The organism is Gudongella sp. DL1XJH-153 (assembly GCF_049310905.1).
Lineage (GTDB): Bacteria > Bacillota > Clostridia > Tissierellales > Tissierellaceae > Gudongella.
The window spans coordinates 86,578-107,817 of record NZ_JBMEMN010000004.1; the positions used below are offsets into that span (position 1 = coordinate 86,578).

The window sequence follows — 21,240 nt, forward strand, 5'->3', positions numbered from 1 at the left end:
ATGGACAGTCTACATTTTCTCTGTCTTTACCGCCTGGATAGCCTCCCATAGACTCTCTCCAAGTAAATTTGCCATTGTATTGTTTACAAACAATCACATCTGACATAAGTCACCCCTTCACTTTGCTTATCGATTAATAGTACTGCTCGATGTACTTATAGGCTCTGTCAAAAACTTCTTTATCCTTGATTTTATACTTTATCCAGACAACACTTCTAAGCGCTTTCTTCACTTCCTGCTTCCCAGCTGTGGTTCCCTGCCAACCTTCGAAACGAACAATCTTGACGATATCATCTATGTCTGCAACAATTCGCTCAACAATAATTGGTGTCTTGGAATTCCTTACCCCATCAAAAAGCTCAGTCAATGCTGCCTTTCCTTTGTCTAGCTCTTCCTCAGGCACAACATCTTTTTCAGCTTCTGCAGCCTCCCGCGCAAGTTCCAATAACAGTTTTAAAAATTCAATACTGGTTATTAAACCCTGTTCGTGTTTCTCACGGAGATTCTCAAGCTTTTCGCCTAATTTAACAAATTTGATGTCATTACTGTGCTTCCGAATCTTTGCGACTAAATCAATTTCAACTTTAATAGTTGTCTTCCTCAAGTCTTTTTGTTTCTCAATGAATTCATCAATTAGATCTGCATCCATTTTGAGAATTTCCATATCATCATGAACTTGTCCTACTTGTAAGTTTTCATGAACAAGCTCCAATGTCTTAGCACCAAGTGAAGCCCATATTAATGCACCTCGACCATCTGTAGGTTTTATAGACTCAAATACTCTCGTAAGCCATTGAAAATCATATTTCATTGGATTTAAAAACGGATCCGGTGACACTGCGTCCCAGGCTTTGTTAAGTACTCTATAATCAGCTCCAAATTCGTCTTTGACCTTATTGTTAGGTAGGCATTCTTGAGCGGCTATTAAGCCTTCCCAACCTTCTATGGTTCGGTCTACTCCCATGAAGTAGCTTAAGCATTTTCTCATTAAGGCTGGAACTTGTTTCTTAACTTCTTCAATATTTGTAATAACTTTCTTCATGCTTGATTCATCAAAATCTAAGGCTGTCGCTACATTGTCAAATATACCAATATAGTCAACGATCAAGCCATGAGTTTTACCTTCATCATAGGTTCTGTTCGTACGACAAATTGCCTGTAACAAATTATGATCCTTCATTGGCTTATCAAGATACATTGCCTGTAAAATTGGTGCATCAAAACCTGTTAGAAGCTTTGAAGTTACAATTACTAATTTCAATGGATCATTAGGCTCTCTGAATCTGTCCAAAATTTTTCCTTCAGCATCTCTGTCACGTCTAAACTCTTTGTACTTATCCTCTTTGTCATTGTTTGTGTCCATTACGATTGTAGTAGCATCAGAACCCAGTAATTTATCAAGTTCTTCTTTATACATAAGACAGCAAGTTCTGTCATAACAAACAACCTGTCCTTTATATCCGTTCGGCTCAATTTTTTCCTGGTAATGTTTGGCTATGTGCTCACAAACTTTTCTGATTCGTTTGCGGTCATACATAATCGCTTTCATATTGACTCTTTTAGATAACTCCGCTTTATCTTCTTTAGATAGGTTTTCTGTTAAAGCTTCAAATTCTGCATCTATCTTTTCTCTATCAACATGAAGATCTACAGGCACTGGTTCGAAATTCAATGGGAGTGTCGCATTGTCACGAATAGAATCTGAGAAAGAATACTTGCTCATGTATCCACTCTTATCTTCAACCGCACCAAATGTGTTAAAAGTATTTCTATCAACGCGATTTATTGGAGTACCTGTAAGGCCAAAGAAAAAAGCATTAGGTAATGCCAACCGCATTTTACTACCCAAATCACCTTCCTGGGTTCTGTGAGCTTCGTCAACCATAAGAATAATGTTGTCTCTACGATTTAACTCTTTTTCAACATCACCAAACTTGAAGATTGTTGTAATCGCTATTTTTCTTTGATCACCTAAGAAAAAAGTTTCCAAGTCTTCTTTTGAAGAAAGGCTTATAAGATTAGGAATATCTGATGCATTAAACGTAGCAGTAATCTGCGTCTCAAGATCTATTCTGTCGTCAACGATCACAACCGTTGGATTGTTTAATTCAGGGATCATTCTTAACTTCTGTGCTGCAAAAACCATTAGTAGTGACTTACCTGACCCTTGAAAATGCCATATAAGCCCTTGCTTTGGGTACCCTGCTTTAACACGATCAACAATTAAATTTGCACCTTCATACTGCTGGTAACGACAAATCACTTTATACTTACGATATTTTTTATCAGTTGCAAAGACCGTAAAAAACTGAAATATATCCATTATTTTTTCAGGTGTAATCATATCAGCAATACTAATTTTTACATCAGCGAGGCTTCCTTCACTTTTATGATCTGGCGTATGCCAAGGCCCCCACATTCCAATAGGCATAGATACTGATCCATATCTAAAACATTTACCTTCTGTGGCAAAGTTAAATATGTTTGTCACAAACATTCCTGGTATGCTTTTTTCATATGCAGCTATATCGCCTGCAGCATCAAGCCATGTTATTGCATTACGCACTGGTGTCTTAAACTCACCGATTACAACGGGGAATCCATTAATAAGAAGAACTACATCAAGTCTCTTGCCATTCTCCTTTTGAGGATATACCCACTGGTTTGTCACAACATATTCGTTCAGCGCTAAATTTTCTTTGGTCATCGTTCCAAAGAATCTTATAGGTATCATACGTCCATCTTTGCCAAACGGATATGAATTCTCCTCAAACACTAATTTTTTAAACAATTCATTCTGCGTTATCAGATTGTGTGGTTGTACTGTCAAAATAACTGTGCGCAACTTGTAGATTACTTCATCTGCTCTAGATGGTTCTTCTGCAATCTCTGGATTGAGACGTATCAACGCATCTTTCACCATGGATTCTACCATCACATCTGAATAATTTCGTGGTAGTTCTTCCGCGGGTATGTACTTCCAGCCATTGTCCTGTAGTGATTTAAGTGCCATTTGCTCTATTGTATTATCTTCGTTAAACATCGATCTTCCCCCTATCTTAAATAGCATTTAGATGTTAATGTAAATCAATATTCCACTTATAGACGATGTCTCAATCTTATTAACCAAGGTTCTTAGCCATCAGAGCCTTAATTGTTATTTCGAGATTAGCAAGATTTTGTTGTAAGTCGACTTTTGATTTGTTCGTTTGTTTGACAAAGTCAGCAAATTGATTCTGGAGCTCAATTGGCGGTAACGAAATTGGAAATTCTGATAAATACCCTATGGGAACCCTAAGCTGTCCTCCTGAACCAGTCATAACTTTCCGTGCATTAGTTCTAAAAGATTCAAACATTGTAATGATGTATAGCCAAAAAGGATTTGATATTCCTTTCAAAGGCCGCAATACATGAAACTCAGTAGATCCGGCACCAATCCCACTGCTTAGTCCGGTTGCTATTGCACCTTTCCCATTTTCCATACAAGGGGTTATCTTAGCAAATAGAACATCATTTTCTGCAAAATAAGTAAATCCTTTTCTTACTTCGCCATACGTCTTTAATATGGATGTATCAATATCACCGTTTTCAGATACCGATGGCATTGCCACAAAAGAAACTAGTGTATCGTCTAAAATATCTCGTGGCCGCTTCGGATTAAGTTCGCAGCAATGTCCTAGTGTTGTCAATCCCCAACCATATTCATCCTTTCCAAGTTCACCAAACACCTCAGTAAACTGTGCCTTAACAAGCTCATCTGTTAGAGATATTAATCTTTTGTATTTTTCTTTTGTATCATTAGCAGCCCATAAAAGTTCCGAAAACTTTTCTTGTTTATCAATTTGGGGTAGCATAAACTCGTACTCCAATAGTACTTTAGGGGATAATCTTTTAGACATCGTCCCATCAGAAAATTTCTCAGCATATCCCCAGAAATCATCCGTATTTAAAACGAATGGTATAAGGCTTCTTAAAAGCCTATCCTCAATGCGCAAAATAATGGAATCACCTGAAGTTATTCCGTCAAACCTTACAATAGATGCCCTTTTTAAATATACATTACGTCTGGCGATTAAAATATCCCCTGATTTGAAGACTTTCATAGCAGATTTTAATTTGCTAGTATCACCAAACTGCTTAATCTCAATTTCACCAGATACATAATGCTCAAGACCTACAAATTTTTCATATCCAGAACTTGCCGGATTATCCACACGCTCGGATATAACCTTTACTACATCTCCAAGTTTATATTTTATCAAGATATATCACCTCCATTCTCTAACACCATGTATTTTATCGTCTCATAAGATTCTCTAAAATTATCACTACTCCCAAGCCATTCATCTAGGGCTTCTTCTAAAGTATATAAAGTTTCTTCATCTTCAACACCATTAGATCCACTTACATAAAGAGGGATGCTCAGTTTACTACCATATTGGATAATCTGTTCTAGTGTTGCAATCGATGAAAACCCATCTTGAACTTTAAATTCTGTGTAAGTTTGTGCTATCTTCTGTATATGATCTTCTTCCAAATAACTCTCTGAATTTTTCCGAGTCACTTCATTTTTTGCATTAATAAATAATACCTGTCCTTTACGAGAATTTGGTTTCTTCATTCGACATATTATAATACATGCCTCCATTGGAGAATTGAAAAACAGATTTTTCCCAATCCCAATGACGCATTCAACTAAATCATTTCTTACAAGATTTTCACGCATTTCTTTTTCTTCATCTCTAAACAATATGCCATGAGGGAATAAAATGGCGCATCTTCCTGTTTTGGGATCCAGACTCTTCAAAATGTGCTGAAAAAATGCATAGTCCGCTCTTCCTTGGGGTGGCGTACCTAGAAAATTTCGACCATATTTATCGGCTGAAAACGCGTCTCTATCCCATTGCTTTATGGAATATGGTGGATTTGCTAAGACCAGATCGAACTGCATTAACTCACCGCGCTTTACAAATGCAGGTTTTTTCAAAGTATCGTCATTAACAATATGAAAGTCTTTTACGCCATGCAGAAATAAATTCATCCTTCCAATTGCTGATGTAAGAGCGTTGATCTCTTGCCCATATACTTTTACATTTCTCCACTCAAGATTTTGTTGCTTCAAATAAGCTATAGCAGAAATCAGCATACCTGCGCTCCCACATGTAGGATCGTATATACTTTCGCCTGATTGTGGTTTAAGCATTTCAGTCATCAAGTGAACAACAGTCCGATTTGTATAAAACTCTTGCGCAGTGTGCCCACTATCGTCTGCAAATTTTTTAATCAAGTATTCATAGCCTTGCCCTAGTTCATCCTCAGGACAATTTTTCATACTGAGCGTCTTTGAAGAAAAATGCTCAATTAGATCTTTTAATAATTTATCAGGTAATCTATTCTTATTAGTCCACGCACCATCACCAAACACGCCTTGTAATTTTTCAGGATTTGCCTTTTCAATAGCTCTAAAAGCATTTACAATTTCTACGCCAACATTCTCTGATACTTTGCGAACATCTTTCCAATGATAACCTTTTGGTACAATGAATCTATGATTTTCTTCCCATTCAAGAGCTTCCTCATCCCCATCATATTTTTCAAGGATTTCTTCACATTCCTCATCATATACATCACAAATTCTTTTAAAAAACATTAGCGGAAAAATATATTGCTTATAAGAACCAGCATCAATATGCGTTCGCAAAAATACTGCTGAATTCCATAAATATGATTTTAACTCGTCTAGCGTAATTCTATTGCTCACTAATATATCCCCCTTCTGATAGTAACAATTTCAGGTTTTCTTCTGCTGCAATTGTATCTTCGAGAGCAGCAAAAAATGTCTTTTTTACTTCCTTAGGGCAAACCATATCCATTGGTTCTCTTTCAATATAACTACTCACAGAAAGCGTAAAATCTTTTGCCTTAATATCTTCAATAGATACTATCTTAGATTTTTCAACAACTGATTGGTAGCGTTCAAAGAGGTTGTAAGTTTCCTCAACATCTTTCTCCGTCATTATATTTTGTGCTCTTTGAGCAGTGAAAATTTTTGATGCGTCAATTAGACAGATTTTCCCTTTATGTTCTGTTAATTTATTATTGTTTAATACTAGAATACATGCAGATACATTCGTACTATAGAATAAGCCACCGACTAAAGTTATGACGCATTCTAATTTGTCAGACTCTATTAGTTGCTTTCGAATTTCACCTTCTTTGCCTTCATGAAAGAGGACTCCCTGTGGAAGAACAACAGCACATCGTCCATTTTTTTTATCCATAGACGTAACCATATGCTGAAGCCAAGCAAAATCTGCGCTAGAATCGGAAGGATTACCCCACATATTCCGACCATAAATGTCTGATGAAAATTGATCTGCACCCCACTTCTTTAAAGAAAAAGGTGGATTTGCTATTACGCAATCGAATGTCTGTAGTTGCCCTCTATTTAAAAATAGTGGCGATTTCAAAGTATCTCCTTGCTTAATTTTAAAATCCCTTGCTCCATGTAGAAACAGATTCATTCTCGCAATAGCTGATGTTGCTAAATTTTTCTCTTGACCATAAATTTTACCATAAGTGCTTTTATCATCATGCATATTACGTATCGCTTCAATTAGCATTCCGCCAGTTCCACAAGCTGGATCATATACACTTTCTCCTGGCTTCGGATCAAGCAATTTGACCATTAACTTTACAACTGAGCGCGGCGTATAGAACTCTCCCGCATTTTTTTTTGAAAGGTCAGCGAATTTTTTAATTAAATATTCGTAGCTGTCTCCCATTACATCAGATGAGTAGTTTTCGTTACCTACTCTAATTTTTGACATGTGCTCAACAAGATCTTTCAAGCGCTCATCAGATAGTTTGTTTTTATCTGTCCAATTTGCATCATCAAAACTAGAAAAAACACCATAGAGCGTATCAGGATTGGCGCGTTCAATTCCGTTCATAGAGTTAGCTATTGCGACTCCAACATTCTCACTTACTGCACGAACATCATCCCAATGACACCCATCTGGAATTACAAAACGATGATTCTCAGGGAAACTTGCGAATTCTTCATCGCCACCTGATAATTCTAATGCGGCTTGCGTTTCCTCATCGTAAACATCCGATAAACGCTTGAAGAAAAGGATCGGTGTTACATAACTCTTGTACTCGTCCTGATTGATTGGACCGCGTAAAATATTACAAGCTTCAAAAAGATGAGAAAACAGTTTCTGGCTTGATGTCTCTTCTGGCTGTGAAGAACTTTTCTTAAGCGCTTCATCAGCTGCATCCATTGCAGATTGCATCATTACTCCTCTACCCCCGATTCTTTTTTCTGTTTTAACAGCTTCTTCTTTAAAGCTTACGCTTCCTGAAGACTGTATCTTTTCCAATTTTGAAGGATATCTATTTTCAAATTCTAATAATATATTAAGAAGTCGTTCATCAAGATATGTCAGTGCATGCTTCCTAATATGAGTTGGGACTCCGTAGTAGGCTTCTGCGATACCACCAGTAATCGCAGCCAGCGTGTCACTATCTCCTCCAATCGAGATTGCATTACGAATTGCATCTTCGAAACTTGTTGATTCAAAAAATGCCACAAGAGCTTGTGGTACAGTTTCCTGACAAGTCTCATTGAATTTATAAGTGTCTCGAATTTCATCAAGAGTGAAATTTATTGGATAGTAGTGCTTATCTATGTAGTCACGAATCTCCAAGATATTTCTTCCGCTACGAGCCAAAAACACTGCAACTGCTGTGGCTTCTGCACCTTTTATACCTTCTGGATGATTGTGTGTGACCGCTGTTACTTCATGAGAAAGCATTTTAACTTCATCAATGGAGTTCCCAACAAAACCACAGCCACTAACCCTCATCGCAGCCCCGTTCCCATAACTGTTATATGGTTCAGGTGAATCGCTATAAATCCATTTATTAAACATTCCTCCATAACCACAATTCGGATAAGGACGTCCGACTGTCTGCATACACCTAACAGCGTGTTCACTTAAATCGCTGTAATCACTCTTGCAGGCCATTAGTGCATCACAAATAGCTAAGGACATCACAGTATCGTCTGTGAAAAAACATTTATAAGTTAATAAATCAAAATCTTTTGAGCGATGATTATCCCATTCAAATCTAGAACCGACAATGTCGCCTATAATAGCTCCAATCATGTTATCTCCTCCAAGTTGCAAGACTTTTGCCTTTCGGACGTGTAGCCATCGCAAATAATTTAATGTTCATACCTTCACAGTTCCTTATAATAGGACTCTTTATTGTTTAACTTTAAAAATACTATTTTGTAGACGTTCTTCAACTTCACGCCATCTATCTTCAGCAAGACGAACAGTTTCAGCATACTTTGTATATTCTAATTTGTATTCATCAGCTATTACTTTTTGCTCATCAATTCTCAGTAGAGGAACTTCTAATGTCTTCAAGTCTTTATAGCTGGTGTTAATGACGACTGTCCCTTGTTGCTTTCCGGCTAAGACTTTGTTTCCCATTGGGCTATCCAAGAACACTTTCAAATATATTCCTAGAAGTAGTTTGTCATTTGGTCTAATTACAATAATGTTAGACGACGCTATACACGGGTAATTTTGTTCTTCGAAAACTGCTATTCTTATAGTCGTCCCTCGGGCAGGTAATAAGAGATCCCCATCTTTGAGTACATAATTTGCTACTTTTCTCTCTTCCTCTTCAATATGATCTAGGCCATCATAATCAATTTCAAAATCCTTTAGGTTTGATATATTAACGACTCCAATGCTTCCGTTGGGGTCTTTTTTGTTGACCGCTTTTCCTCTAAAAACTTCAGCAATGTTGCCCAGCTCTTCCTTTTTAATGTTTGAGTCTTGATAACGCTGCCAATCTGCGTCTACCATGGCAAAGAAATGATCAACATTCCAATATCCCATTTCCATTAACTCATCTAACATCACAAAGGTATCTTCAGTAAGAACCAGTTCATTGATTCCGTCTCGTTTGGTATTTTTTCTAGCAGAATCATATCTTTTAATCATTACATCTTCGGTTCTTCCAGTTGTAATTGTAAACATATAGGTCTTTATGGCTGTAGCCGTAAATATTCCTGCTGGCAATTCAGCAATTTCTTCTAACTTATACATGCCTTGGATAAACTCTCTTAAGTCTTTTACCGTTCCAGATGCAAAAGTTATTCTTGCAGGAAGTATTATTACAAGTTCACCAGAACTGTTTAAGTGCAGAAGCAAGTTCTCAACAGCAATCATTTCATACTCTCTGCAGATAAACTCTCCATCGTCTTCAGCGCGTTCCCTAGCTCCAAAAATTGGTACAGCTAAGATTAGATCGAATTTCCTTGATGTAAATTCATAATCATATATGCTTGTCTGCTCCACAACTACATTGGAATATCCCTTAAACATTTCATCAAGAAGCGCTTTACTAACGCTGTTCATAGTTGTTATTACAAATTCGCAATCAGAATGATTATTCACCAACTCGGAAAGGTTGGGTGTGAATTTTTCAGCTTCAGGAATCAACACCAATTTAGTAGTTGGCTTGAAATGTTTTTCAAACTCATCAATCAAAACGCTTGGTATATAAAACATCTCTTTTGGATCAGCAGATGCAAGAGCTTCTTCCCAATCCATATCTTCATCATCCATAGCCAAAAAGGCACTATAAAAAGCCTTTGAATCTTGAAAAGGGTTCTTCATATCATGGCTATCTGCTATTGAAAGCATGATTTCATAAGCTTTTAGTTCACTATGCTTTTTAGAGGTAGTCACAAACTCCTCTTTTGTCTTCTTTAAAAGGAAGAGCGCAACAGGTAGCTCAGATAGAACTGTATATCCTCTTAATGCATTATAGCGAGTCCAAATTTGGTTCATTCGCTTGTCGTTACGCATATTAATGACCTCCTCAGATAAATCTCCAAATACTACTCTAAATAAAATATAGCACCCCCAACGAACCGTGTCAATCATTATTTTATTTTGGTATTCAAATACCAAACTTATTTATTGAATTTATCAAGGAACAAAAATAATTTAAAAATAATTTTGAAAAAAGTGAAGTCCCACTTCCTGTTACTTTTTCAGCCTTATCAATACCGTTACATCTTTGTTGGTGTAACGGTTGATTATTTTGCCCCGATTTCAGGAAGTCCCACTTCGTTTAAAAACATATTTCACTCAATTATGATTAGTACATAGTTACAACAAAACATCATTTAACAGCCATGTACAGGCATCTTCCAAGTGTTAAGTGATGAAAAACTAAATACGCATGCTCCAGCCACTTGGAAGTGCTGGTGCCAGTTTGAGATGGAGATAACTCCTGACTACGGTACCAGTCTGCCTTGTGGCTTATTAGCTATGGCATATGAGCTCTCCATCTCGGTTTTAAGCCGAAGGAGGGCTATTTATATGTCAATCAACGAAAACCAAAGTCAACCAAAGAACAAAGACTTCTACGATGGAGCATGGCATCTAACCATTGAAGATCAAGTTGTTGAAGTCACAGAGGAAGTGTATCGCGCTTACAAGCAGCCCCTGTGGGCAGAGAAAAAACGCCAAGAACGCGAGAAACGCTGCATCATCAGTAATGGTAAAGGCGGCACAAAGAGATGTACTCGAAATTGTCGTGAATGTGATCTGGAACGTGCTGAAAAAGGTTTACCGCTAATTGATCGGACAGGCGGTGTTCTGTCATTGGACAAGTTCAGTGCTGATGGTTTCGATGTACCAGATTCAATAAACATTGATGAACTTGTGGAAGACAAGCTACTTCTTGAGGAATTATTCGCTGCCCTGGATGAACTAGATCCGGAGAATCGCCGTATTGCTGAGCTCTTTAGCATAGGAAAAACCGAACGAGAAATTGCTATGTGCATTGGTTGCGCTCAAAAGACAGTCAATAATCGCAAACTCAAACTTTTCTCCCAACTAAGAGAAGTCCTGAAAGACTGGATGTAATTCATTACTCAAAACGCCCTCTGGTGTCCTGTGGATGTCAGAGGGCATCATAAAAACTATTTTTCAAAGTAATTACTCAAACTTCTCACTTTTGTCCTGTGAAGGTTGAGGGGAACAAAACAGCCCTCGGAACGGAGGTTAAACAATGCAGAATCAAGCAAACCAAACTGATACTCAGAGTCGGGATCCTGAAATGGATGAAGAGCTGGCCGATGTTCTTACCGCCATCAGCGTAGTGTCAAAGCGCCTTGCTAAGAAGCTTACAACGCTATCGCAGCAAGAGAAAGAAAAAGGAGGAAAACCAGATGGGCAAAATGAGTGAACTCTCTCTATTAGTTAAAGAGCTGAACCAATGTGGTGAAACGCTGATAGGCATATCTCAGTCTCTTTCCAGCATGTTCAGTAGTAACGATGAACCAAGACCAACTAAACCAGAAACACCTGCACCAGAAGAAAAGGTCATAACACTGGAAGAAGTTAGAGCGGTTCTGGCTGAAAAAAGTCGAGATGGCCACACAGCAAAAATTCGGGAGCTACTTCAAAAGTATGGAGCTGATAAGCTATCAGAAATTAATGCTTCCGATTACCCAGCACTTCTAGCAGAAGCCGAGGTATTAGGAAATGGGTAAGCATGCACTTCTTTCAGCCTCTTCATCTCATAGGTGGTTAAACTGTCCTCCCTCTGTCCGGCTCAGTGAGTCTTATGAGGACAAAGGAAGTAGCTACGCTGCTGAAGGCACCGATGCTCATACCCTATGTGAGTACAAATTAAAAGTTGCTCTTGGACTCCCAGGCAAGGATCCAACAGAGAATCTCACCTACTACTGTGAAGAAATGGAAGAATGTGCGAATGGCTATGCAGCTTACATTCTAGAGCTGGTAGAAGCTGCAAAAGAAAAATGCGCAGACCCGGTTGTTCTTATAGAGCAAAGGCTGAACTTCTCTAAGTACGTTGAAGGCGGCTTCGGGACCGGAGATTGCTTGATCATAGCTGATTCGGAGATCCACGTATGTGACTACAAGCATGGACAGGGAATTTTAGTCGAAGCAGAAGACAATCCCCAGATGAAGCTCTATGCGCTTGGTGCTTTAGAAATCTTCGATGGGATTTATGACATTGATACTGTTTCAATGACCATCTACCAACCTCGTAGAAACAACATTTCTACCCACACGGTTACCAAAGAATCTTTATACCAGTGGGCTAATGAGATTCTTAAGCCAACAGCAGCGCTTGCCTTTGCCGGTGAAGGAGACTTCAAGTGTGGTGAGTGGTGTGGCTTTTGCAAAGCAAAGCACGAATGCCGCACTAGAGCTGAGCACAACATGGAGTTGGCCAAATACGACTTCAAGATGCCCCCTCTACTGGATGATTACGAGGTTGAAGACATCCTAAGTAAAATCGATGGTCTAATCTCTTGGGCATCAGATATCAAAGATTACGCACTGCAATCAGCAGTCAGCGGTAAGCAGTGGAACGGATGGAAGCTGGTCGAAGGACGCTCCAATCGAAGATACACCGATGAAACTGCGGTTGCTAAAGCCGTCAGTGCAGAAGGCTTTGATCCATTTGAACAAAAGCTTCTTGGCATTACTGCCATGACCTCTCTTATCGGTAAAAAGCGATTCGAGGAAGTTCTAGGAAGCTACATTGCAAAGCCTCAAGGGAAACCTACACTAGTTCCAAAGAGTGACAAACGTCCGCCAATTAATACAGCACAACACGATTTTAATGAAATTTAAGGAGGAAAATCATATGTCCAATAATGCAAACAAATCAAACAGCAACCCCATGAAAGTTATCACAGGTCCTGACACTCGCTGGTCTTACGCCAATGTCTGGGAAGCAAAGTCCATCAACGGTGGTACCCCAAAATTCTCGGTGTCTCTCATCATTCCAAAATCAGATACTGCCACTGTAGCTAAAGTCAAAGCTGCCATTGTGGCTGCTTACCACGAAGGTGAAGCAAAGCTCAAAGGCAACGGTAAGTCCATCCCACCTCTTACCAGCATCAAGACACCCCTTAGAGACGGAGATTTGGAAAGGCCAGACGATCCAGCCTATGCTAATGCCTACTTCATCAATGCAAACTCTGCTACTGCTCCAGGCATTGTAGATGCTGACAGAAATGTTATCCTTACTCGCTCCGAGGTTTACAGTGGAGTATATGGTAGGGCAAGCATCAACTTCTATGCCTTTAACAGCAACGGAAACAGAGGAATCGCCTGCGGTCTAAACAACCTCCAGAAAATCAGAGACGGTGAGCCTCTTGGTGGAAAGTCCAGGGCTGAGGACGATTTCGCCACTGACCTTGATGAGGATTTCCTCTCTTGAGGACAATAAGCATCGATATCGAAAGCTATAGTAGTGTAGACCTCGCCAAAAGCGGGGTCTACCGCTATATAGAATCATCTGACTTTGAGATCCTGCTTTTTGGATACTCCATAGATGGTGGCGATATCGAGGTGATCGACCTTGCCAGTGGTCAAAAACTTCCTGAAGAAATACAATCAGCCCTCATTGATCCATCCATTACTAAGTGGGCTTTTAATGCCCAGTTCGAAAGAATTTGTTTGTCTAAGTGGCTAGGCTTGCCCAGTGGCCAATACCTCAGCCCAAAATCCTGGCGATGCACCATGGTCTGGTCTGCATATATGGGTTTACCCCTGTCTCTTGAAGGTAGTGGCGCTGTCCTTGGACTTGAAAAGCAAAAACTATCTGAAGGGAAAGACCTGATCAGATACTTTTGTAAACCCTGTAATCCAACAGCTACAAATGGTGGTCGGTCGAGAAATCTACCAATCCATGCTCCTGATAAATGGTCTGAATTTAAGTCCTACAACCTTCGCGATGTCGAAGCTGAAATAGCCATTCAAGAAAAACTATCAAAATTCCCCGTATCTGAAGAAGTATGGAGCGAATACCACCTTGACCAGGAGATCAATGATCGTGGTGTTTCTTTGGATATGCCTTTTGTAAACGAAGCAATAAAGATGGATACCCGCTCTCGTTCAGAGCTGCTCCAGAAAATGAAAAGACTAACGGATCTTGATAACCCTAACTCCGTAGCACAGATGAAGAACTGGTTGTCGGACCAGGGACTTGAAACAGACTCATTAGGTAAAAAAGTAGTCTCAGAACTCCTTGAAACAGCTCCTCCTGATCTTAAAGAAGTATTGGAGCTAAGACAATCACTGGCCAAGTCTTCAATCAAAAAATACTCTGCTATGGAAAACGCTGTGTGTGCAGATGGCCGTGCTCGAGGTATGTTCCAGTTCTATGGTGCTAATCGAACGGGACGATGGGCAGGAAGAATTATTCAGCTTCAGAATCTTCCGCAAAACCATCTACCTGATTTAGAACAAGCACGAGCTCTTGTTCGCTGCGGCGATTTTGAAGCTTTAGAAATGCTTTATGATCCAATACCCGAGGTTCTTTCTGAACTCATCCGCACTGCCTTTATTCCTACTGCTGGTCACAAATTCATCGTCGCAGACTTCTCTGCTATTGAAGCCCGGGTTATCGCTTGGCTTGCTGGTGAAAAATGGCGTCAGCAAGTTTTCGAGTCTGGTGGTGATATCTACTGTGCTTCTGCTTCTCAGATGTTTGGTGTTCCTGTTGAAAAACATGGAGTTAATGGCCACTTAAGGCAAAAAGGTAAGATCGCAGAACTGGCCCTCGGATATGGCGGGTCCGTTGGTGCTCTTAAAGCCATGGGTGCTCTGGAGATGGGTCTTAATGAAGATGAGCTACAACCTCTGGTTACTGCTTGGCGTACTACCAACCCAAATATAGTTAGGCTTTGGTGGGACGTAGATAAGGCTGCCATGAAAGCGGTTAGAGAACGGACTGTTACTGAAACACATGGTATCCGCTTTTCTTCCCAAAGTGGGATGCTCTTTATCACCCTCCCTTCTGGAAGAAGACTCTCCTATGTAAAACCTCGCATTGGAACAAATATGTTTGGTTCAGACTGCATCACCTATGAAGGCGTTGGTGGCACAAAAAAATGGGAACGCATTGATAGCTATGGTCCAAAGTTTGTTGAGAATATTGTCCAGGCAACCAGTCGTGATCTTCTGTGTTATTCCATGCAATCGCTCAAGGACTACAACATCGTCATTCATGTGCACGATGAAATTGTCATCGAAGCTGGTATGGAAACATCGATTGAGTCTATCTGTAATCAAATGAGCCATACCCCACCTTGGGCAAAGGGGCTCTTAATGAGGGCTGATGGTTATGAAACGAATTTCTATAAAAAAGATTAGTCCTTTTACTACTCACAGGGGAGGTTTCTGTCCTGTGAACAGTAGAAGGCACTTAAGCCTTCAAGAAATGGAGGTAATGAATATGTTTTATGTAAAAGAATCAATCAACGACACATTGGAAATCAAGGTAGAAATCCATGATGACAATGTCTTTACCACCTGCCCAGATTGCGGTGTTGAAATCTGTGTGGACATCTCAGAATTATTTAGTGATGGAGAAAGCGACCTTTATGGAACTTCGATCTTCTGTCCTGAGTGCAGCAAATCAATATTAAATGAAAGGCAAGGCTGATGTTATGGGAATCGATAAATTCAACGCTGAAGGTTACTACGATCCCACAGCTTATGATGCCTTAACTAAAATTGAACAAAGAGAAAAAGCTGCAAGAACTTTTCGTCCACTTGTCTATATCTGCTCACCCTACTCCGGAGATATTGAAAGAAACACCGACTCTGCCAGACGATATAGTAGGTTCGCGGTTGCGATGGGGTACATCCCTATCGCTCCGCATCTACTTTTTACTCAGTTTCTTGATGACAGTGATCCTGATGAACGAGAACTTGGTTTGTTCTTTGGAAATGTACTGATGTCAAAGTGCTCCGAGGTTTGGGTGTTTGGGAGTCACATTTCCTCCGGCATGAGAGCAGAGATAAACTGGGCAAAACGTAAGAACTACCCAATTCGCTACTTTTCATCTCAGTGTAAGGAGGTTTTGTAAATGAAGATTTCTTACGGTAACAGTCGTATGGATAAAAAGTGGAAAAACAACGAGATCTCTTGGGAGGACTTTTGCACCAGAGTTAGCTCCACCATTCGTACTACTGAAACCATAGAAGAATACAGAAAAATGTCTAAAGACCAGCAAGCTTCCGTCAAAGACGTCGGTGGTTATGTGGCTGGCCACCTACGGGATGGTCGTCGTAAAAAGGGAAACGTACTGTGCCGCTCCATGATCCTCCTTGATATGGATTATGGCAAGCCTGGTATATGGGATGACTCCATCGCCCATCTTCCATATAAGTGCTGCGCATATTCTACCCATAAGCACACGCCGGAATATCCTCGAATCAGACTTGTTATTCCACTCTCTCGTGAAGTGAGTGAGGCTGAGTATCCCGCTGTGGCAAGAATGGTGGCCAAGGAAATCGGCATTGATCTCTTTGATGACAGCACCTATGAACCCCATCGATTAATGTACTGGCCCTCCACATCGCAAAACGGAGAATTTCTGTACAAAGAAAAAGATGGGGATCTCTTAAACCCAGACGATTATTTAGCTAACTATGATGATTGGCAGGATGCATCTACTTGGCCAGTGTCCTCTCGTCAGTCAGAAGTTGAAAAACAAAGTATCGCTGAACAAGCTGATCCACTTTCTAAACCGGGAATTGTTGGGGCTTTCTGTAGGACCTATAGCATCACAGATGCCATATCAGCTTTTCTATCTGATGTTTATGAGCCTTCAGCTATGCCGGGACGATATGACTACATCCCCGCTGATAGCGCTGCAGGTGTGGTGGTTCATGATGACAAGTTTGTCTACTCCCATCATGCCACGGATCCATTATGCGGAAAGCTCCTCAATGCCTTTGACCTGGTAAGGCTCCACCATTTTAGAAACCTTGATGATAAGCATCCAGAAGAAACACCTATAACAAAGCTTCCTTCCTACAAGGCCATGACAGAATTTGCCTCAAAGGATGAACAGGTAAAGCTTCTCTTGGTTCAAGAAAGGCAAGCCCGTGCTATGGATGATTTTGATGATGAGGATACAGATTGGCAGAAAAGGTTGGAATATGAACCTCGCTCTACTGTTCTAAAAAACAATCTGCACAACATCACGCTAATTCTACAGAATGATCCTAATCTACAAGCGTTGGTATTTAATCAGCAGCTTGATGGTATGGAGATCAAAGGTAGCGTTCCTTGGAACCACCCTTCAAAATATTGGCGGGACGCTGATGATGCCCAGCTTATTAGCTATATTGACTCCAACTACGGGACCTTCTCTCAAAGGAACTATCAAATTGCTGTTGCCAAAGTTACTGACGACAGGTCCTACCACCCCATTCGAGAATACCTGAACTCTTTACCGGAATGGGACAAAGTACCAAGACTAGATACCTTGCTCATTGATTATCTCGGCGCTGATGACAATAAGTACGTCCGTGCTGTTACAAGAAAAACCCTGTGCGCGGCTATCAGTCGTGTTCAAAATCCTGGGTGTAAATTTGACTCCATGCTCGTCTTAAACGGACCACAAGGCGTCGGTAAAAGTACGCTAATCTCAAAGCTCGCTGGCGAATGGTTCTCCGACAGCTTAAACCTTGGAGATACAAAAGACAAAACCGCTGCAGAGAAATTGCAGGGCTACTGGATACTTGAAATTGGTGAACTGGCAGGTCTTAGAAAAGCTGAAGTGGAAACCCTGCGTTCTTTCCTCTCAAGGCAAAATGATATCTATCGTGCGGCTTTTGGAAAACGCGCAACCCCTCACCAGCGTCAGTGCATCTTCTTCGGTACCACCAACGCAGAGTCCGGCTACCTTAGAGACACAACAGGCAATCGTCGTTTCTGGCCTGTGAAGACTCCCGGTGGTGGCAGTAAACATTCATGGCAGATTACCACTGAAGAGATCCAGCAGATATGGGCTGAGGCCCTGGTATACGTCAAGGCTGGCGAAAAGCTCTATCTAGACTCCTCCATGGAGCAGCTGGCCAAGGCTGAACAGCGTGAAGCCCTGGAGTCCGATGAGCGTGAAGGCTTAGTAAGAGAATACCTTGATACCCTTCTCCCGGATGATTGGGAACAAATGGATCTCTTTGAAAGAAGAAACTTCCTAAGTGGCGTTCAGCTCGGTGGTATTGGCCGCACTGGCACCAACAAGCGACAAAGCGTCTGCAATATGGAAATCTGGTGTGAGTGTTTTGGTAAGGATCGGTCAAATCTTAAGCGCACCGACTCCAACGAACTCTCTGCAATTCTCATAAAACTGGACTGGGAACGTCTACCGAAAAAAGATAGAACCACCCTTTATGGACCACAGTATATGTTTGTTCCTAAGTCTGTTCCCAGGTCTGTTCCTGGAAACAGCTAATTCTAGGAACTGTTCCTGGAACAGATTTTGTTCCTGGAATACCAGGATAGGAACACTTTCAGGAACACCCCAAAGGGGCCGCCGCTAGGCCCCCACATAAGTTTTGTTCCTGTGTTCCTAATATCTTTATCTAATTAGAAATATAAAAATAATACCAGTAAGACTCGAAATACGCACATTTGCGCGCGTAAGGGATTTCTGGGTTATAGGAACAGCTTAACTAAGGAGGTCAATGAAATGAAAAATAAAGAAGTCAACTCTGCATATATTGCTAGGTGTCAAAGGCAACTGAAAAAATGGAATGCCCCACTGGACGGTTGGTATTGTGATGATGTGATTGATATTGAAGATGAAAACTCCAGCGATGACCTTTATACCTGTGAACTTTGTGGTTGCACTAGAGTCAGGTTCATTCATGTGATGCATCATGATGAGTATTTTGAAGACATTAAGGTCGGCTGCATATGTGCCGGCATCATGGAAGGCGATGTCCTTGCTTCTAAAGAGCGAGAGCGTCTCATGAAAAATCGGGCAAAACGAAGAAGTAACTTTCCAAACCGTAAATGGAAAGAAAACCGCTATGGTGGGTTTAGTCTTAAATACCAAGACACCTGGGTCAACATTCAGCAAAGCAGATTTAACCAGAACCATTACGGCGTCAGCTACAATGGGAAATCCATCTGGAAACATAAAGGACGGCCGATCACAAGCTTTCTAGCTGCTACCTACGCTGCCTTTGATCTTGTGGATCCAGTAGAAAGGATCTATGAGCTATGAATGAAAAAGCCATTGAACAAAAGCTAGTACTCGCAGTAAAGAACATGGGCGGCATTGCACCAAAGTTTGTCAGCCCTGGCTTTGATGGCATGCCAGATAGGTTAATTCTTCTTCCTGGAGGTAGAATTGCTTTTGTTGAAGTCAAAGCATCTGGAAAGAAACCTCGACCTTTACAACTGGCTAGACATAAGCTCCTTCAGGGTCTTGGATTCAAGGTTTATGTACTCGATAGCCTAGCAGGAATAAAGACAATATTATCCGACATGGGAGGTGATGCCAAATGAAGTTCATACCACATGATTATCAGCAATACGCAAGTGCCTACATCGAAAACAATCCTATTGCTGCCATATTTCTTGATATGGGCTTGGGTTAGGAAAAACTGTGCTGACCCTCACCTCCATAAGCCATTTACTCTTTGACAGCTTTAAGGTTCATAAAGTTTTGGTGGTTGCCCCTCTTCGTGTTGCAAGAGATACGTGGCCCCAAGAATTGGAGAAATGGTCACACCTAGATCATCTAATCTGGTCTGTGGCTGTAGGTACTGAAACAGAAAGAAAAGCTGCACTTTTGAAAAAAGCTGATATCTACATCATCAACAGAGAAAATGTCCAGTGGCTTGTGGAAGACAGCGGCATCCCTTTCAACTATGACATGGTGATTATCGACGAGCTTTCATCCTTTAAGAATCACAAGGCTAAGAGATTTAAAGCCCTGATGAAAGTCCGGCCCCACATCAAAAGAGTGGTGGGTTTAACTGGTACTCCTACTGGAAACGGACTCATGGATTTATGGGCTGAGTTTAGGCTTCTGGATATGGGTAAACGACTGGGAAGATTTATTGGCAAGTATCGAGACGACTACTTTATTCCAGATAAGCGTAATGGCCAGATCATCTTTAGTTACAAACCTCTACCCTTTGCAGAGGATGCCATCTACCGACAGATTTCAGACATTACCATATCCATGAAATCCACTGACCATTTGAAGATGCCAGAACTCATTAGTTCCGAGTATCCAGTAAAGCTTTCAGAACAAGAGCGTAAACGCTATGAGGAATTAAAGCGCGACCTGGTCCTTCAGCTTCCAGGTGGAGATATCACCGCAGCCAATGCTGCTTCTCTTTCAAGTAAACTGTCTCAAATGGCCAATGGAGCTGTCTACTCTGATACCCAAGAGATCATAAGGATCCATGACAGAAAGCTTGATGCATTAGAAGATCTCATTGAAGCCGCTAATGGAAAACCCGTCCTGGTTGCCTATTGGTTTAGGCATGACCTTGAGCGCATCACTGAAAGACTGGAGCAAAATAAAATAAAGTTCTCTCGCCTTGATTCTTCTGAAAGCATTAGGAGCTGGAACAGTGGTGAATTACCAGTAGCTTTAATTCACCCCGCTTCTGCAGGACATGGCTTGAATCTTCAAGAAGGCGGCTCCACTCTCATTTGGTTTGGCCTGACTTGGAGCCTGGAACTCTACCAGCAGACCAATGCCCGCCTATGGAGACAGGGGCAAACAGAAAATACCGTTGTTGTTCAACACATCATTACCAAAGACACCATCGATGGCCGTATTCTTAAAGCACTAAGAGAAAAGAACAGCACCCAAGCTGCACTAATCAATGCCGTAAAGGCAGATCTGAAAATCTAAGACAACCTATGACAATCCGCGCCAATCCGAGTGAAATCTAAAATATTCGGAGGGCTGATATGAATAAACAAAACGCAAGAGAATACTTCTCAAAAGCTTATCGCATTGATCATCGGATCCGTAGTAAGTTTGAACAACTGGAATCTTTAAATTCACTGGCCACAAGAGCCACATCGACTTTGAGCTCAATGCCAAGGAATCCGAACCGCTCAACATCCACAATGGCTGATGTGATTGCCAGAATCATCGACCTGCAGGAAGAAATCAATCAGGACATCATTAGTCTTGTAGATACTAAACGTGAAATTATGACCATCATCAAGTCCATAGAAAACTCTGAGTACCAGACGCTTCTTGAGAAGCGCTACCTTTGTTTTCTAACCTGGGAAAAGATCGCAGTGGATATGTGCTACACCATCCACCATCTCTACAAAATGCATAACTCTGCCTTGGAAGTTTGCAGTAAGATTTTAAACTAG

At 40.8% G+C, this 21,240-nt stretch carries 17 protein-coding genes and 1 pseudogene; 13 read left to right on the top strand and 5 right to left on the bottom strand.

What is annotated here, in order from left to right; all coding sequences use genetic code 11:
- Positions 1-133 precede the first annotated feature (133 nt).
- The 5 genes from ACOEN1_RS03435 to ACOEN1_RS03455 form a co-directional block, all read right to left on the bottom strand.
- Positions 134-3,043: a type I restriction endonuclease subunit R gene (locus tag ACOEN1_RS03435; RefSeq protein WP_422485028.1), complete on the bottom strand. Its 2,910-nt coding sequence runs from the start codon at positions 3,041-3,043 to the stop codon at positions 134-136.
- Between the two features lie 79 nt (positions 3,044-3,122).
- Positions 3,123-4,262, bottom strand: coding sequence for a restriction endonuclease subunit S (locus ACOEN1_RS03440; RefSeq protein ID WP_422485030.1), 1,140 nt, complete (start codon positions 4,260-4,262; stop codon positions 3,123-3,125).
- Entirely contained in the window at positions 4,259-5,761 is a 1,503-nt protein-coding gene (locus tag ACOEN1_RS03445; RefSeq protein ID WP_422485031.1) for a type I restriction-modification system subunit M, read from the bottom strand. The genes ACOEN1_RS03440 and ACOEN1_RS03445 overlap by 4 nt, the downstream gene beginning before the upstream one ends.
- The gene (locus ACOEN1_RS03450) at positions 5,751-8,174 is read right to left on the bottom strand and encodes an N-6 DNA methylase (protein WP_422485032.1); all 2,424 of its coding nucleotides are present in this window, start codon (positions 8,172-8,174) and stop codon (positions 5,751-5,753) included. The genes ACOEN1_RS03445 and ACOEN1_RS03450 overlap by 11 nt, the downstream gene beginning before the upstream one ends.
- 99 nt (positions 8,175-8,273) lie before the next feature.
- A complete protein-coding gene (locus ACOEN1_RS03455) occupies positions 8,274-9,896 on the bottom strand; it encodes a restriction endonuclease subunit S (protein WP_422485033.1) in 1,623 nt (540 codons plus the stop codon).
- Between the two features lie 519 nt (positions 9,897-10,415).
- On the opposite strand from ACOEN1_RS03455, the gene ACOEN1_RS03460 reads away from it, so the two are divergent.
- From ACOEN1_RS03460 to ACOEN1_RS03520, 13 genes and pseudogenes are all read left to right on the top strand, one after another.
- The gene (locus ACOEN1_RS03460) at positions 10,416-10,964 is read left to right on the top strand and encodes a hypothetical protein (RefSeq protein WP_422485034.1); all 549 of its coding nucleotides are present in this window, start codon (positions 10,416-10,418) and stop codon (positions 10,962-10,964) included.
- A gap of 145 nt (positions 10,965-11,109) precedes the next feature.
- Positions 11,110-11,286 (top strand): hypothetical protein, encoded by a 177-nt coding sequence (locus tag ACOEN1_RS03465; RefSeq protein WP_202623308.1) that lies wholly within the window; start codon positions 11,110-11,112, stop codon positions 11,284-11,286.
- The gene (locus ACOEN1_RS03470; RefSeq protein ID WP_422485036.1) at positions 11,270-11,593 is read left to right on the top strand and encodes an rRNA biogenesis protein rrp5; all 324 of its coding nucleotides are present in this window, start codon (positions 11,270-11,272) and stop codon (positions 11,591-11,593) included. The genes ACOEN1_RS03465 and ACOEN1_RS03470 overlap by 17 nt, the downstream gene beginning before the upstream one ends.
- On the top strand, positions 11,586-12,707 hold the full coding sequence (locus tag ACOEN1_RS03475; RefSeq protein ID WP_422485037.1) for a DUF2800 domain-containing protein: 1,122 nt from the start codon (positions 11,586-11,588) through the stop codon (positions 12,705-12,707). The genes ACOEN1_RS03470 and ACOEN1_RS03475 overlap by 8 nt, the downstream gene beginning before the upstream one ends.
- A 13-nt stretch (positions 12,708-12,720) precedes the next feature.
- Positions 12,721-13,299, top strand: a complete 579-nt coding sequence (locus ACOEN1_RS03480; RefSeq protein ID WP_422485038.1) for a DUF2815 family protein — start codon at positions 12,721-12,723, stop codon at positions 13,297-13,299.
- The gene (locus tag ACOEN1_RS03485) at positions 13,296-15,236 is read left to right on the top strand and encodes a DNA polymerase (RefSeq protein WP_422485039.1); all 1,941 of its coding nucleotides are present in this window, start codon (positions 13,296-13,298) and stop codon (positions 15,234-15,236) included. The genes ACOEN1_RS03480 and ACOEN1_RS03485 overlap by 4 nt, the downstream gene beginning before the upstream one ends.
- 82 nt (positions 15,237-15,318) lie before the next feature.
- Positions 15,319-15,528 carry a hypothetical protein gene (locus ACOEN1_RS03490; protein ID WP_422485040.1) on the top strand — a complete coding sequence of 70 codons (210 nt, stop codon included), beginning with the start codon at positions 15,319-15,321 and terminating at the stop codon, positions 15,526-15,528.
- A 4-nt stretch (positions 15,529-15,532) separates the two neighbouring features.
- Positions 15,533-15,955: a DUF4406 domain-containing protein gene (locus ACOEN1_RS03495; protein WP_422485065.1), complete on the top strand. Its 423-nt coding sequence runs from the start codon at positions 15,533-15,535 to the stop codon at positions 15,953-15,955.
- On the top strand, positions 15,956-18,334 hold the full coding sequence (locus ACOEN1_RS03500) for a VapE domain-containing protein (RefSeq protein WP_422485042.1): 2,379 nt from the start codon (positions 15,956-15,958) through the stop codon (positions 18,332-18,334).
- Positions 18,335-18,571: 237 nt separating this feature from the next.
- A complete protein-coding gene (locus tag ACOEN1_RS03505) occupies positions 18,572-19,111 on the top strand; it encodes a hypothetical protein (RefSeq protein WP_422485043.1) in 540 nt (179 codons plus the stop codon).
- Positions 19,108-19,395, top strand: a complete 288-nt coding sequence (locus tag ACOEN1_RS03510) for a VRR-NUC domain-containing protein (protein ID WP_422485044.1) — start codon at positions 19,108-19,110, stop codon at positions 19,393-19,395. Before ACOEN1_RS03505 ends, ACOEN1_RS03510 begins: the two co-directional genes overlap by 4 nt.
- Positions 19,392-20,761 (top strand): annotated as a pseudogene (locus ACOEN1_RS03515) (SNF2-related protein). Before ACOEN1_RS03510 ends, ACOEN1_RS03515 begins: the two are co-directional and overlap by 4 nt.
- A 59-nt stretch (positions 20,762-20,820) precedes the next feature.
- Positions 20,821-21,240: a DUF1492 domain-containing protein gene (locus tag ACOEN1_RS03520; RefSeq protein ID WP_422485045.1), complete on the top strand. Its 420-nt coding sequence runs from the start codon at positions 20,821-20,823 to the stop codon at positions 21,238-21,240.

What these genes read in the sequence shown, in the direction of transcription:
- ACOEN1_RS03495 (WP_422485065.1), top strand. Translation starts at nt 15,533, where the DNA reads ATGGGAATCGATAAATTCAACGCTGAAGGTTACTACGATCCCACAGCT.
- ACOEN1_RS03480 (WP_422485038.1), top strand. Translation starts at nt 12,721, where the DNA reads ATGTCCAATAATGCAAACAAATCAAACAGCAACCCCATGAAAGTTATC.
- ACOEN1_RS03450 (WP_422485032.1), bottom strand. Translation starts at nt 8,174, where the DNA reads ATGATTGGAGCTATTATAGGCGACATTGTCGGTTCTAGATTTGAATGG.
- ACOEN1_RS03465 (WP_202623308.1), top strand. Translation starts at nt 11,110, where the DNA reads ATGCAGAATCAAGCAAACCAAACTGATACTCAGAGTCGGGATCCTGAA.
- ACOEN1_RS03520 (WP_422485045.1), top strand. Translation starts at nt 20,821, where the DNA reads ATGAATAAACAAAACGCAAGAGAATACTTCTCAAAAGCTTATCGCATT.
- ACOEN1_RS03470 (WP_422485036.1), top strand. Translation starts at nt 11,270, where the DNA reads ATGGGCAAAATGAGTGAACTCTCTCTATTAGTTAAAGAGCTGAACCAA.
- ACOEN1_RS03500 (WP_422485042.1), top strand. Translation starts at nt 15,956, where the DNA reads ATGAAGATTTCTTACGGTAACAGTCGTATGGATAAAAAGTGGAAAAAC.
- ACOEN1_RS03460 (WP_422485034.1), top strand. Translation starts at nt 10,416, where the DNA reads ATGTCAATCAACGAAAACCAAAGTCAACCAAAGAACAAAGACTTCTAC.
- ACOEN1_RS03455 (WP_422485033.1), bottom strand. Translation starts at nt 9,896, where the DNA reads ATGCGTAACGACAAGCGAATGAACCAAATTTGGACTCGCTATAATGCA.
- ACOEN1_RS03490 (WP_422485040.1), top strand. Translation starts at nt 15,319, where the DNA reads ATGTTTTATGTAAAAGAATCAATCAACGACACATTGGAAATCAAGGTA.
- ACOEN1_RS03475 (WP_422485037.1), top strand. Translation starts at nt 11,586, where the DNA reads ATGGGTAAGCATGCACTTCTTTCAGCCTCTTCATCTCATAGGTGGTTA.
- ACOEN1_RS03435 (WP_422485028.1), bottom strand. Translation starts at nt 3,043, where the DNA reads ATGTTTAACGAAGATAATACAATAGAGCAAATGGCACTTAAATCACTA.
- ACOEN1_RS03510 (WP_422485044.1), top strand. Translation starts at nt 19,108, where the DNA reads ATGAATGAAAAAGCCATTGAACAAAAGCTAGTACTCGCAGTAAAGAAC.
- ACOEN1_RS03505 (WP_422485043.1), top strand. Translation starts at nt 18,572, where the DNA reads ATGAAAAATAAAGAAGTCAACTCTGCATATATTGCTAGGTGTCAAAGG.